Here is a 12,881-nt window from a genome sequence, read left to right as displayed (position 1 = left end):
TCATGGTCCTGTCTTCCGGAAAGTCCTGGGACCCCACGTCCCAGCAGTTCGACTACGACCCCAACGATCCGCGGGTGCAGGAGCTGTTCGCCCAAATCGAGGGCCTGCGGCTGGAGAGCCGGGGGCAGTTCAAGCCGGAGCGGGTGCAACTGCGCGGGGCCGGACATGTGGTGGGGCCGCTGAAGGATGGGCAGGGGGCCCTGATCGCCAACGACGATGGCCAGGGCGCGATCACCTTGCTGGTCTCAACGCCCCTGGAGGAGCATCAGTCGTGCTTTGTGAGGCGCCATCTGGGGATGCCTGGAGAGAGCGAGCATCTCTATGAGGTGCTGCGCTGCCACGCGGGAAGGCGGCCAGGGGAAGTTGAGAACAGGGTCTGGGTCGCCGTTCTCAGCGCAATGTCGCGTTATTCATCGTGAAGGAAGTGGCGAGCGGCAGTTTGCAGGGGCCGAGCGCATCTCGATCATCGACGACATCGCGTATCAAACGAACATGCTGGCGCTCAACGCGGCCATCGAGGCCGCCCGCGCCGGCGAGCATGGCAAGGGCTTGCCGTGGTGGCCGCCGAGGTGAGAAAGCTGGCCGAGCGCAGCCAGATCGCGGCCAAGGAGATCGGGGATCGGGNCCAGCAGCCGGCAGTCCACGGCCGAGAGCTGCACCAGGGCCGCCAGGCGTGCCAGGTTCTCCTCCAGCGCGACCGGCAGCGCGAACGCGTCGGCCTGTGCCTCCAGCGCCTGCCAGTCGGATTCGAGCACGCGGCGGATCGCGACCAGGCCGGCGGCGTCCGTGCCGCCCTCCCGCAGATCGTGGGGCACGCCCAGCGTGGCGAGCAGACCGGACGCGCCCTGGCCGTCATGCACGAGCTGGCGGAGCCCGCCCAGCGGCAGCAGGATGCGCAGCAGCCACAGGCGCACCAGGGGGACTGGCGGCTCGGGCACAGGCGAGCGCGTGGGGGTGTCGTTCAGGGCGTCGAGCAGGCGTTGATGGCGTGGCATGGTTCAGCGTGGCATTGGAGGGGGATGGATGTGATGGATGAGCGCCTCGAGTCAGCGCGCGGCGTCCGGGGGCGCTTGAACGGCCGCGGCGGCTTNCGGGCCGGCAAGGCCCGCGTCCCGTGAAACCGCATCCAGCGGTTGCCAGCGAAGCGACCTTCGTCAAGTTCTGAGCCTCACCACTGGTGGCGCCGATGCCGATTTGAGCCAGGCGCCGGATTTGCGGTGAGCCGGTTGGAGCGCGACGACATTCAAGCCTGACGCCGCACGCGGTTCGTCTGCCGTGGCTCACTCGCCCATCGGCATGTGGCTCAAATCGGCATCGGCGCCAACACTGACCGACATCGAGATCACGCCCAGCGGGCTTGGCCTGCACGTCCCCAAACTCGACGCCGACCTGTACCTGCCGGCGCTGCTGGAGGGCGTCTTTGGTTCGCGCCAATGGATGGCTGGGCTGATGGGGCAAACCGGTGGAGCCATGCGAACGCCCGCCAAGGCCGCGGCCTCCCGGGAGAACGGCAAGCTGGGCGGACGGCCGAGGAAGGCCATCGCCGCTTGATTCGCCGGTTCGTATAGACAGCTCTCGCGCTGCAGGACCCAGGGCACACCCCTGGCAGCGGCCAACAGGCCACCATCACCGGGTAGGGGCTTCAGACACCCCCGGCCCGGCCCCTGCGGGTTATCCCAGCCTCGTCGCTCGTTTGGGATTGCTTCAGGCGGCCAACTTTGCGCTTGCCAGCCGATTCAGGCTCACGCCTTGCTCAGCGGCTTGCGTTGCGAGCGCACGATGGACTTCCGGGGGAATCCGAACCCGGAACTGTCCGCTGTAGTGCTTTTCGGCCAGCGGTTGCGGAACGTCCTCGCCAGAATTGCGCATGTCCTCGACGGCCTGCGCGACGACGCGCCGGATTCCCTTGAGGGCGGCATCAGGGGTAGAGGCCAGCCAGGACAGCGAGGGGAATTCAGCACACAGACCCACATGCTCGCCGTCTTCCGGCGACCAGGTGACGCGATAGGTGTAGTGATCAGCGTTCATGGCGAATGCCTTCCAGTTTCTCGATGGCAGCGAGTACCTGCCGGACTTGGTATGCCTTGGCCTTGCCCTTGTCTGACTGAATGTTGACGCGGGGGTCTCCAGACCACGGCATGCGAAACACCGCATGGCTTGTGCCGGACTGCCGGGGCTCTCCGAAATGCGCCACGCAGACCTTGCGCAGATCAGCAAACCGCACGCTCGCCGGTTCGCGGCGCATCTGCTCAAGGATTTTGCTGGCGTCACGCATGCCCGAATGGTATCAATAATGGCCCCATCTTGTCACCCCAGCTTCTTCGCCAGCGTCTCCGCCTCGACGTGCGGGTACCGCTTGAGCACGGAACACTTAAAGTTCCTTCATGCCTGGAGGCAGCGCTTCGCGCCAGGTCGGTGCCCCACCTCCCGCACATCGCCTGCTGACGCATCACCCACGCTCCGACGTCTTCGCCGCGCGTTCCGCCCGGCGCACGCGCACCGTCCCATCCTCCCCGACCTCCCAGGCCAAGGTATCCCCAGCTTCGACCCCGAGCGCCTCGAGGATCTCGGCTGGAACCCCAATCCTGCGGTGCTGGTTGCGGCGCCGGTTCTCCTGTTGCGTCCGCTCCGCCAGGCGCATCACGAACAGCACGCTCCCCAGGGTGCAGAGTATGGCCAGCGCGGCAGTGACATACACCCCCGTCATGAATGACATCGTTCTTCTCCTTCCGGTTCGATCTGCAAGCTGGATATTGTCGACTGCCGATTGCTCGACAGCCGGCAGACTTCAGTTGCTCGCCACCCAGAGCGTCTTGCTGCTGAGGCGGCACAGCGGGCGGATATGCCCCTCGCGTTCGAGCTTGACGCCGAGGACCGCACTGATGGGCAGACGCTGGTGGCCGGCGATCAAGGTGTAGCGCCGGCCGTCGCGGTGGGACTCTTCGAGCGTCGCGCCCTGGGCGACGAGCTGGACGAGCAGGGGGTCAAGGCGTTCTTCGCGCATGGGAATCTCCTGAAGGCGTTGGACATTGCGGACGCACGTGGGCTGTGCGTGGTTCCAAGCGAGGGACCGCGGGGAGCGGTCGGTTCAGGATCTGCCCGGGTGAGAAGGTCTCGTCAACGTGACGATGCAACGAGCTTACAGGCGCTAGGTGCCGGCGTAAGTCGAAGGACATGCGCGGTCCTGGCCTCACACGAACCCCATGGGCCCAGACCCCACCCCGCCGGGTTTGAGGCCGCATTCCGCCCGCAGCGCCGCGACGAGGTCCTGCGCAGTGCGCAAGGGCAGGAAGCGATGCCGCCGCGCCACCGTGGCAAACTCCCCCGGCGTCAGCGAGGCCAGCGCCCGCAGGTCTTGCCGTAGCGATTCTTCCGGCGTCCCCAGCCCCAGGGCCGCGCAGTGGCTGCCCAGCAAAGCCCAGGCCTGCTCCGGCCGCAAGGCCCGGAACTGCAGCTTCAGATCAAAGCGCCGCAGCGCCGCCGGGTCCAGCCCCTCCAGACGATTCGTCGTGGCGACGAACACGCCGCAGAAACGCTCCATCTGCGTCAACAGCTCGTTGACCAACGTCACCTCCCAGGCCTGCGCCGCTCCCCGCCGATCCTGCAGCAGGCCATCGATCTCATCGATCAGCAGCACCGCCCCGTCCGCCTGCGCGTCATGGAAGGCCCGCGCCACTAGCCGTTCACTCGCCCCCAGCCACCTGGACAGCAGATCCGAAGCCCGCCAGAGCTGCAGCGGCAGCTCGCATTGATCCGCCAGCCAGCGCGCAGCCGCCGTCTTGCCCGTGCCCGGCGGCCCGGCCAGACACAGCCTGGCGCGGCCTGTGCGCGCGATGCCCAGCGCCATCGCGCGCAGATCCCCATCGGCATGCACCAGGTCGGGGTCATAGCAGGCGGGCAGACCCAGGGGGTCGTGTTCCAGAATCGCTGGATGTCCCTGGGCGCGCAAAGTCTGATTCACCAGGCCGAGCAAGGCGCGGTCATACGGCAACGCGGCGTCGTCCGCGCCTGTCGGCTGTTGTGTCTGATGTTGCGTCTGTTGCTGCACCCGCTGCAACACCGCTGCCGCGCGCGTCAGCACCGCCGGCGCCAGAACCTCGCTGGCCGCCAGAGCCGCCAGGGTCTCGGCCCCCACCAAGGCCCCCACACGGGCCTGGGCGATGGCGGCACGCACCGCCCGTGGAGGCACCGGCAGCTCCAGCACCAGATCGAACCGCCGGATCAGCGCGGCGTCCATCTGCTCCACGGCGTTCGTCACCCAGAAGGTGGGCACCGGGTTGGTCTCCAGCGCCCGGTGGATCCAGCCCTTGCGGTGCTTGCCCGGGTTGGGACTGTGCAGGGCGAACAGGCCGGTGACGTCGCCCTCGGTCTGGCTGGTGAACACATCCTCGATCTCGTCGAACAGGATCAGCGCCCGGCGCCGCGCCAGGAAGCGCTGCGCCGCCCGCCAGGCCCGCAGCCGCTGCTCCCCGCCGATCGGATCGCCATCCTCGTCCGCCGCGCTCACTTCCAGCAGCTCGCAACCCAGGACCGCGGCCAGGGTGCGGCACAGTTCGGTCTTGCCCGTGCCCGGCGGGCCGTAGAGCAGGACATTGATGCCACTCATGTTGCCTTCCGCTGGGTGGTGACCCAGGGCTGACGCCAGATAGGTGCGCAGCAGCGTCCGGCTCAGCCCCAGATGTGGGTAATCGTCCAGGGTGAGGCGCGCCGGAGCACTGGAGGCGACGGCCCCGCGCAGCAGCGCCAGCGGCTCGGTGTCCGGCGCCAGCATGGCCTCGGCAAAGGAGGCCGAGAACAGTTCCAGCCGGGTGGACAACGTGCCCTGGCCCGCCCGCCTCAGACTCAGCAGTCCACTGTGCGCCAGCACCCCTCTAGGGGCCAGCGCCCGCTTGACCTCGACCTCGGGCACATCCAGCAAAGCCGCCAGCACGGCGATGGCCTTCGCCGCAGTCAACGGTCCCAGGGTGTCGGCGGCGTCCTCCAACAGCCGCAGCGCCTGCAACAGACAGGCACAGCCCAGTAGCCGGCAGTCCACGGCCGAGAGCTGCACCAGGGCCGCCAGGCGTGCCAGGTTCTCCTCCAGCGCGACCGGCAGCGCGAGCGCGTCGGCCTGTGCCTCCAGCGCCTGCCAGTCGGATTCGAGCACGCGGCGGATCGCGACCAGGTCGGCGGCGTCCGTGCCGCCCTCCCGCGGATCGTGGGGCACGCCCAGCGTGGCAAGCAGACCGGACGCGCCCTGGCCGTCATGCACGAGCTGGCGTAGCCCGCCCAGCGGCAGCAGGATGCGCAGCAGCCACAGGCGCACCAGGGGGACTGGCGGCTCGAGCACAGGCGAGCGCGTGGGGGTGTCGTTCCGGGCGTCGAGCAGGCGTTGATGGCGTGGCATGGTTCAGCGTGGCATTGGAGGGGATGGAGAGGGTGATGAGCGCCTCGAGTCAGCGCGCAGCGTCCGGAGGTGCACGGGCGGCCGCGGCGGCTTCGGCTGTTTCGGTCGCATCCAGGCTCAGGCCCAAGGCCAGGCCCACATGGTGGTCGTAGCGGGTGGGCAGCCACATCGCCAGCCCCAGCGCCGTGCCCAGCAGCCAGGGCAGGGCGCGACAGCCGTGCGCAGGCTGGTGGGCCAGGACCCAGCCCACGCCCCGAGCCAGTCCCCAGGCCAGACCCGCCAGCAGCGCCACCGTCGTCCAGGCCCAGCGCCGGGCGCACCGCCAGTGCCGCAGGACCTCGTCCCCCAGGGCTTCGGGCCGCAGCCGCTTCAGGGTGGAGGCCAGGTGCAGGGCCTGCAGATCATGGCCACTGGCACGGAACACCGACTTGCCCCAGGCATCGCCTCGGCCGAGGTGCAGGATGCCGCGGCCATACAGCCCGACCAGGGCGAACGCCAGCAGCAGGAATGCCCGGCTCATCCCGGGTGCATGCGACAGTAGGATCGCACTGCCCAGGGCGGCGGCCAGACGCAGGCCCGCCATGCGACGGGCCCCCCTGGGCGATTGGCCACGCCGTGCAAAGCGCTGTTGCAGCGCCAGGCGGAGGCGCTGGCCGGCCCGGACGTCGGTCCAGCACAGCACGCGCAGGATGTCGCGCAGGGCGGTCAAGCGGCGGCGCAGCCGCGATGGGGGTGACGAGGATGCGGGTTGCGCTGCGGGTTGGATGGGCATCGTGGGCGCTCCGGGATGAGGATGCCAACCATCTCATCACAGGAAGGAGCCGATGCAAGTCGACGCAAGCCGGCGCGTGGACCGGAAACGTCGTCAGCCGATGCGTCGGCGACCTGGGCAGGCCCATGCGGCTGGCCATCCGCGGAAGGCTCGGGATCTGCCCGGGCTGGACTCGGCGCGTGCGGCGTCGCCCCGCAACGACGCCTGGGGAGCATTTCTATCTACGCGAACCGTTTGGCGATGTCCTCTGCGGATTCTCGGTAGTAGCGGTTGACGAGAATGCGAATGTCCTTGTGCCCGCTGATGCGGGACAACACCTGCACGGGCACCTTGCGCGACATGTGCGTCAGCGCGGTTGCGCGGCTGTCGTGGAAGTCCAGATGCTTGAGCATCAGCCGATCGCGCACTTTTCGGAATAATGCATCACGCTCGACGTCACCAATGGTGAAGATTCGTTCTTGCCCGGAGAAAGGTTTCAGGAGCCGTATTGCCGGCGAGAGCAGGGGCACGCGCCGTGGCTTGCCGGTGTACCGCTGCGTCTTGTGCTCGACAACGGCGACGCGCTTGCCAAGGTCCAGCGTGCGTGCGCCAAGTTGCAGAACCTCGCCACTGCGCATTCCGGTGCGCAATGCGACATGAAAGGCGAGGATTGCCTCTTGTGTCGCATTCTCCGGCTTGCGCCCGGGACGGTAGCCTGCATTGTCGAACATCGCGCGGATGTCGCGCCAGCCCCATAACGATTCACGCTCGGGGCTGTCCGCGGGGATTTCAAGGCCATCGAACGGTTTGGTGTCGAGCCAGCGCCATTCCTGGCGCGCTTTGTTGAGTGCCGCGCGCAACCAGGTGATGTCGCGATGCACGGTCCCACTCTTGACCTCACTGAGGCGCTTGTCGCGCCAGGCAGCCAGATCCGGCGTGTCCAGGTTCTGCAGGAGTTTGTCGGCGAGCTCTGGGAAGTCACGCAAGAACGCATTGATCCGGTTGGTTTCGGTGCGGCTTGTCTCTTTCTTGGGGGTGACCTCGTCGCGGTAGCGCTCCAGTAAATCGCGCAGCGTACGGGTTGAGGCAGGGGCCTTGGGTGGTGCGCGAAACTCAGCCTCGGTGTTGTCCGCCCAGACCCTGGCTTCGCGCTGCGTTCTGAACACGCGCGTTGCCCGCTTGCCCTTGACGAACACTTGGGCGCGCCAGCCACCGCCGTGCTTGCCGATGCTTGCCATGCGTAACCTCATGCGTAGATGCTGAGTAAAAAGCGTAGCAAACACGTGCAAACGACGCACAATAAGCAACAGGCCCCGGAGGGCCTGTTGCTTATAACTTATTGATTTATATGAAAATGTGCGATTGCTGTCGTACCATGCACATTGTCGATTGATCTGTGTGGTGCCCAGAAGAGGACTCGAACCTCCACGCCTCGCGGCGCTAGTACCTGAAACTAGTGCGTCTACCAATTCCGCCATCTGGGCAAGAAGCGAAATCTTAGCAGGAATTTTGGGGCCGTCCAGTATGCTGCGCATGCAAGGACCTTGGCCGAAGGCCAGGAGGCCTGCGCCGCCCAACAAGACAAAGGAATGAGACAGTGATTGTCGAAGGTATCGTTCAAGGCCATCGCGATGGCTATGGCCTGGTGGTTTCCGAGCAGGGCGCCCAGGACGTGTATTTGCCGCCGCAGCAGATGCGGGCCGTCATGCATCTGGACCGTGTGCGGGTGAAGATCGTGCGTCAGGACAAGCGCGGACGGCCCGAGGGCCAAGTGATCGAGATTCTCGAACGATCGAGCCGGCCGGTCATCGGCCGGCTGCTGCAGGAAGGCGGTGTCTGGCTTCTTGCGCCTGAGGACAAGCGCTACGCGCAGGACATCCTGATTCCGACGAATGCCTTGGGCGGCGCCAAGGCGGGCCAGGTGGTCAGCGTGGAAATTGCCGAGCCTGCTTCTCCATACGCCCAGCCGATCGGCAAGGTGACCGAGATCCTCGGGGCCTTGCATGACCCGGGCATGGAGATCGAGATCGCCGTGCGCAAGTATGGCGTACCGCACCGCTTCAGCGCCGAAGCCGAGAGGCAGGCCGCCGCTTTGCCCGGGCACGTTCTCGACAAGGATCGGGAAGGTCGCTATGACCTGACCGACGTTCCGCTTGTCACCATCGATGGCGAGGATGCGCGCGATTTCGACGATGCCGTGTATTGCGAGCCGGCACGCATCGGGCGCGAGAATGGCTTTCGTCTGATCGTGGCCATTGCCGATGTGTCGCACTATGTGAAGCCCGGGGATCCGCTCGATTTCGATGCCCTGGAACGCGCCACTTCCGTCTACTTTCCACGGCGGGTCATTCCCATGCTGCCGGAGAAGCTGTCGAACGGCCTGTGCTCGCTCAACCCCAAGGTCGAGCGGCTGTGCATGGTGTGCGACATGCTGATCAACGCCGAAGGCGAACTCAAGGCCTATCAGTTCTACCCCGCGGTGATGCGCTCGCATGCGCGCTTCACGTACACCGAAGTGGCCGCCATCCTGGAGAACACGCGCGGTCCCGAGGCGCTGGCGAACGCGGAACTGGTGCCGCATCTGCTGCACCTCTACGACGTCTACAGCGCCCTGCTCAAGGCCCGCCGCGAACGCGGCGCGATCGACCTCGAGGTGCCCGAGACGCAGATCGTGTGCGACGCCAGCGGCCGCATCGAGAAAATCGCCCTGCGCACCCGCAACGAGGCCCATCGTCTGATCGAGGAGTGCATGCTGGTGGCAAACGTCAGCGCCGCCGATTTCCTGGAGCGCAGCAAGCATCCCGGCCTGTATCGCGTGCACGAGGGCCCCACGCCCGAGAAGCTCGCGCTGCTGCGCGGTTTTCTCAAGACCCTGGGCATCGCGGTGCATCTAGGTGACGATCCCGAGCCTTCCGACTACCAGCAACTCTCGGACGCGGCGCGCGACCGTCCCGATGCCACGCAGATCAACGCCCTCATGCTGCGCTCCATGCAGCAGGCCATCTATACCCCGCACAACAGCGGACATTTCGGGCTGGCCTACGCCGCTTACTCGCACTTCACCAGCCCCATCCGGCGCTACCCGGACCTGCTGACCCACCGCGCCATCAAGGCCATTCTGGAGGGTGGGCGCTACAAGCTGCAGCCGCCGGAGAAACTGGTCCTCTCTCTGCCGAGCGTGCAGGCCCAATCCAAGGCCGCGCAGGCCAAATTGCGGGTGGGAGGTGAAGCGCCGCCCAAGCCCCGCAAGGCCGTGTCGGCCGATCTGTCGGTCTGGGAAGCCGTCGGCCAGCATTGCTCGGCCAACGAGCGCCGGGCCGACGAAGCCACGCGCGACGTGGAAAGCTGGCTCAAGTGCTGGTATATGCGCGACAAGCTGGGCGAGGAATTCGTCGGCTCCATCACGGCGGTCACCAGCTTCGGCATCTTCGTGCAACTCACCACGCTGTTCGTCGAGGGCCTGATTCACATCTCCGAGCTTGGAGCGGAATATTTCCGCTTCGACGAAGCCCGCAACGAATTGCGTGGCGAACGCACCGGCAGGCGCTATGGGTTGGGCGAGCGGGTCCTGGTGCAGGTCAGCCGGGTCGATCTGGACGGCCGCAAGATCGATTTTCGCCTCGTGTCTGACACCCTCGTCGCGCAAGCCGCATCCCCCACCGGGCCGGGGTCCCGCCGCCGCGCGCGTGCCGAAACCGTGCTTGCGCCACTGGATGTCGCACTCGACGACAGCGACGGCAGTTTGTTCGAATTGCCTGCCGATGCGGTCGACCGCGCCGCCTCCAAGCCCAAGCGCGCGCGGGCGAGTGCAGGGGCCAAGAGCCGTGCCCCGGCAGGCGCCGGCAAGACGCTGGCCAGGCAAGTTGCCAAGTCAGGCTCCTCGTCCAGTTCCCCGTCGGCGCTCAAAGGCGCCGGCAGGAATTCCGCAGGACGGGCCACGGCGACAGGCAAGTCCACCGCGTCCAAAAAGCGCAGCCGCTCGAAATAGGTCGCGCGAAGCCTTTCGCGTTCCCCATTCACCCGGCGTCGGTCATGCGTGTCGTGCCGATGGCCGGGCGAGCCGTTCCCAGGCCCGCAGCATCCAGTCTGGCAAGTTGCCTGCGCGCAGGCTTGCGCCTTCGGCCAGGGCCAGGTCCGCGCCTGCACCGTGCAGCCAGACCGCGGCGCATGCCGCGGCAACGGCGTCCGCTTCGGGGGTTTGCGCCAGGAACGCGGCCAGAGCGCCGGCTAGCACGTCGCCGGTCCCGGCTGTGGCCAGCAAGCCATTGCCACTGGCGTTGATCCAGACAGGCCCTGTGGCGCTGGCGACCACGCTGCCGGCGCCCTTGAGCACGCAATGCGCGCCGCTCGACGCGGCAAGTTCGCGCGCGGCGTGAAGCCGACCCGCCTGCACGCGAGTCGTCTCCCACCGCAGCAGTCTCGCGGCTTCGCGTGGATGCGGGGTCAGCCAGGCCGAACGGCCGCGTTCGCGGAGCGCTTGCCAGGTCGCACCGTCGCGCGGCTGCGCGGCCAGAAGGTTGAGCCCGTCGGCGTCGATCACCAGGGGCGCGTCGAGCGCGATCAGATCTTGCAGGAGGCGTAGCGACCCGGGGCTGTTGCCGGCCCCCGGGCCGAACACGTGACAGGAACCGCCATGCCGCGAGGCCTGCTGCGCCTGCTGCAGCAGCGTGTCGGGCTGGCGCTGCATCAATTCCGGATGCGTGGGGTCGAGCATGGGGGCGGACGGGTCGAGCAGCGCGACGAACACCCTGCCAGCGCCGAGTGCCAGCGCGGCCTGCGCGCAGAGTCGTGCCGCACCGGTCATTCCGGGGCTGCCGCCGAAGACGCGCACGTCGCCTCGCTCGCCCTTGTGCGCAGCGGCGCTGATTCTGGGTAAGCCGCGCTGCGCCGCGGCGGGGCCGAGGCGCGTGATCGCAGCCGGGGGCTCATCCACGGCCCGAACCCGTTCGATGTCCAGATCGTCCAGCCAGAGTTCGCCGCAGGCATGGGCATCCGGCCCCGTGAGCAGACCGGGCTTGAGGCCCAGCATCGTCAGCGTCACTTCTGCGCGCACGACGGCTCCCGGGGCGGTTCCCGTATCCGCGGCGAGGCCGGAGGGCAGATCGAGGGCCAAAGCGGGGATGCCGCTCGCCAGAATCGCGGCAATGGCTTCGCTCAGTTCGCCCTGCGGCGGTCGATTGAGTCCAAGACCCAGCAGGGCGTCGATGACGAGTTCGGCACCCCGCAGCGTGGCAGCGGCTTCGGACGACGCCCAGCCGCGTGGCCGTAGTCCAGCCTGTTGTGCCTGTTCCAGCGCCCAGCGCCAGTCCGCCGGGCGTTCGCGATCTTGCCAACCGGATGGGTTGCCGCAAGCGACCATCGACACTTCGACGCGCAGGCCATGACGCGCGAGTTCGGCGGCCGCGTACAAACCGTCGCCGCCGTTGTTGCCGGGGCCGCACAGCACGACGACGTGCCGCGCGTGCGCAAACCGAGCGCGCGCCAGCCTGGCCACCGCCTCGCCCGCACGCCGCATGAGGGTGTGGGCGGCAAGCGACGCCGCGGCATCGCGCTCGAGGCGACGCAGTGAGGACTCGTCCCACACTGGCCAAGATCGGTCGACGGACGTATCACCGATGCGCAGCATCATCTCGCGTTCTCCTCACAGCCAACCCAGCGCGCCAGCCGCCGCGCCAGCCAGCAACAGCCACAGCGGATTGACGCGTGTCCACAGGCTGAGCACGACGACCACGCCGACCCAGAAGCCTTGCCACAGGTCATGCACATTCTGCGCCGCCAGAAGCCAGCCGGACGACAGGAGCAGGCCGACGGTGATGGGGGCCAGGCCATTGTGAATGGCGCGGATCCAGCGGTGCTCGGGGTTGTCGCTGCTGTAGCGGAAATAGCCCAAGGTGATGAGCGTGGACGGCAGGATGAGTCCAACCGCACCGGCCAAGGCGCCGACGACGCCAGCCACATGCCAACCCAGGAGCGCGGCGAACAGGATCATGTTCGGCCCCGGCGAGGCTTGGCCGAGCGCCAGAGCGGCGTTGAACTGCGCATCGGTGATCGAGTGTTGCACCTCGACCAGGTAGCGGTGCATGTCAGGAAGGAGGCCGATGGCACCGCCGATCGAAAGCAGGGACCACAGCATGAAATGGCCGAACAGGCCGGGCAAGGCGTCGAAATTCATGGCGTCTTGCGCGCATAGCGCGCCAGTAGAACCGCGGCCGGACCCAGCGCGAGCATGACATTCAGCAAGGGCCAGCGCAGCAGCCCGACGCCGGCGAAGGCCGCAGCGGCCCATAGCGGCGCGCTGCGGGCGCGGCGCATCACTGGCGCAAGCCGCAGCGCCATCGCCACCACCAGGCCCGCCGTGACGAGTTCCATGCCGCGCAGCGCGTGATGCACCAGCGGGACAGTCGCCCAGGCCGAATAACCCGCGGCAATGACGAGCACGATGAGCAGCGGGGCCGCCAGCATGCCGCCGAGCGCAGCCAGCGCCCCGCGCCAGCCGAAGCTGCGTTGGCCGACCATCAGCGCCAGATTGATCAGATTGGGGCCTGGAAGAACTTGACTGATCGACAGCAGATTGACGAATTCCGCGTGATCCAGCCAACGCTTCTCGTCCACCAAGACGCGTTGGGCGAAGGGTAGAACGCCGCCGAATCCGGATAGCGTCAGGCGGTTGAAGGTCCAGAACAGGTCAACGAGGTCGTGCGGCTGATCGCGCACCACCGCTGCTTCGGCGGAATCGGACATGAA

The 12,881-nt window shown here is 67.4% G+C and carries 13 protein-coding genes, 1 tRNA gene and 1 pseudogene; 4 read left to right on the top strand and 11 right to left on the bottom strand.

The window, feature by feature from the left end:
* Positions 1-2: 2 nt before the first annotated feature.
* The 3 genes and pseudogenes from THIARS_RS15875 (at position 3) to THIARS_RS15865 (ending at position 1,551) form a co-directional block, all read left to right on the top strand.
* Positions 3-419 carry a hypothetical protein gene (locus tag THIARS_RS15875; RefSeq protein WP_094161740.1) on the top strand — a complete coding sequence of 139 codons (417 nt, stop codon included), beginning with the start codon at positions 3-5 and terminating at the stop codon, positions 417-419.
* Between the two features lie 28 nt (positions 420-447).
* A pseudogene (locus THIARS_RS19145) lies at positions 448-620 on the top strand (methyl-accepting chemotaxis protein); the annotation flags it as partial.
* Positions 621-1,275: 655 nt separating this feature from the next.
* Entirely contained in the window at positions 1,276-1,551 is a 276-nt protein-coding gene (locus THIARS_RS15865) for a DUF2442 domain-containing protein (protein WP_222423079.1), read from the top strand.
* Between the two features lie 153 nt (positions 1,552-1,704).
* Here THIARS_RS15865 and THIARS_RS15860 read toward each other — a convergent pair whose 3' ends face one another.
* The 8 genes from THIARS_RS15860 to THIARS_RS15825 all read right to left on the bottom strand — a co-directional run bounded on the left by THIARS_RS15860 (position 1,705) and on the right by THIARS_RS15825 (position 7,621).
* A complete protein-coding gene (locus THIARS_RS15860) occupies positions 1,705-2,028 on the bottom strand; it encodes a type II toxin-antitoxin system HicB family antitoxin (RefSeq protein WP_094161739.1) in 324 nt (107 codons plus the stop codon).
* Complete coding sequence (locus THIARS_RS15855; RefSeq protein WP_094161738.1) at positions 2,018-2,275, bottom strand: toxin HicA; 258 nt, start codon at positions 2,273-2,275, stop codon at positions 2,018-2,020. The genes THIARS_RS15860 and THIARS_RS15855 overlap by 11 nt, the downstream gene beginning before the upstream one ends.
* Positions 2,276-2,449: 174 nt before the next feature.
* Entirely contained in the window at positions 2,450-2,716 is a 267-nt protein-coding gene (locus THIARS_RS15850) for an AbrB/MazE/SpoVT family DNA-binding domain-containing protein (RefSeq protein WP_094161737.1), read from the bottom strand.
* Between the two features lie 72 nt (positions 2,717-2,788).
* Complete coding sequence (locus tag THIARS_RS15845) at positions 2,789-3,004, bottom strand: hypothetical protein (RefSeq protein WP_094161736.1); 216 nt, start codon at positions 3,002-3,004, stop codon at positions 2,789-2,791.
* A gap of 186 nt (positions 3,005-3,190) precedes the next feature.
* Entirely contained in the window at positions 3,191-5,386 is a 2,196-nt protein-coding gene (locus THIARS_RS15840; RefSeq protein ID WP_094161735.1) for an AAA family ATPase, read from the bottom strand.
* A gap of 49 nt (positions 5,387-5,435) precedes the next feature.
* Complete coding sequence (locus THIARS_RS15835; protein WP_141202445.1) at positions 5,436-6,158, bottom strand: hypothetical protein; 723 nt, start codon at positions 6,156-6,158, stop codon at positions 5,436-5,438.
* Between the two features lie 221 nt (positions 6,159-6,379).
* Positions 6,380-7,375: a tyrosine-type recombinase/integrase gene (locus THIARS_RS15830; protein ID WP_094161733.1), complete on the bottom strand. Its 996-nt coding sequence runs from the start codon at positions 7,373-7,375 to the stop codon at positions 6,380-6,382.
* Positions 7,376-7,536: 161 nt separating this feature from the next.
* A tRNA-Leu gene (locus tag THIARS_RS15825) sits at positions 7,537-7,621 on the bottom strand.
* Positions 7,622-7,734: 113 nt separating this feature from the next.
* On the opposite strand from THIARS_RS15825, the gene rnr reads away from it, so the two are divergent.
* Positions 7,735-10,125 carry a ribonuclease R gene (gene rnr, locus THIARS_RS15820; RefSeq protein ID WP_245845949.1) on the top strand — a complete coding sequence of 797 codons (2,391 nt, stop codon included), beginning with the start codon at positions 7,735-7,737 and terminating at the stop codon, positions 10,123-10,125.
* A gap of 42 nt (positions 10,126-10,167) precedes the next feature.
* Here the strand turns inward: rnr and THIARS_RS15815 are convergent, their stop codons facing one another.
* Genes THIARS_RS15815 through THIARS_RS15805 form a run of 3 tightly spaced genes read right to left on the bottom strand, consistent with a single transcriptional unit; the run spans position 10,168 to position 12,878 of the window.
* Positions 10,168-11,766 (bottom strand): NAD(P)H-hydrate dehydratase, encoded by a 1,599-nt coding sequence (locus tag THIARS_RS15815; RefSeq protein WP_245845948.1) that lies wholly within the window; start codon positions 11,764-11,766, stop codon positions 10,168-10,170.
* Between the two features lie 12 nt (positions 11,767-11,778).
* Positions 11,779-12,309 carry a chromate transporter gene (locus THIARS_RS15810; RefSeq protein WP_094161731.1) on the bottom strand — a complete coding sequence of 177 codons (531 nt, stop codon included), beginning with the start codon at positions 12,307-12,309 and terminating at the stop codon, positions 11,779-11,781.
* Positions 12,306-12,878 (bottom strand): chromate transporter, encoded by a 573-nt coding sequence (locus tag THIARS_RS15805; RefSeq protein ID WP_094161730.1) that lies wholly within the window; start codon positions 12,876-12,878, stop codon positions 12,306-12,308. The genes THIARS_RS15810 and THIARS_RS15805 overlap by 4 nt, the downstream gene beginning before the upstream one ends.
* Positions 12,879-12,881 lie beyond the last annotated feature (3 nt).

Origin of the sequence: Thiomonas delicata (genome assembly GCF_900088825.1) — a bacterium.
Classification (GTDB): domain Bacteria; phylum Pseudomonadota; class Gammaproteobacteria; order Burkholderiales; family Burkholderiaceae_C; genus Thiomonas_A; species Thiomonas_A delicata.
Note: the sequence above shows the minus strand (reverse complement) of the source record. Positions and strands in the feature narration are given on the sequence as shown.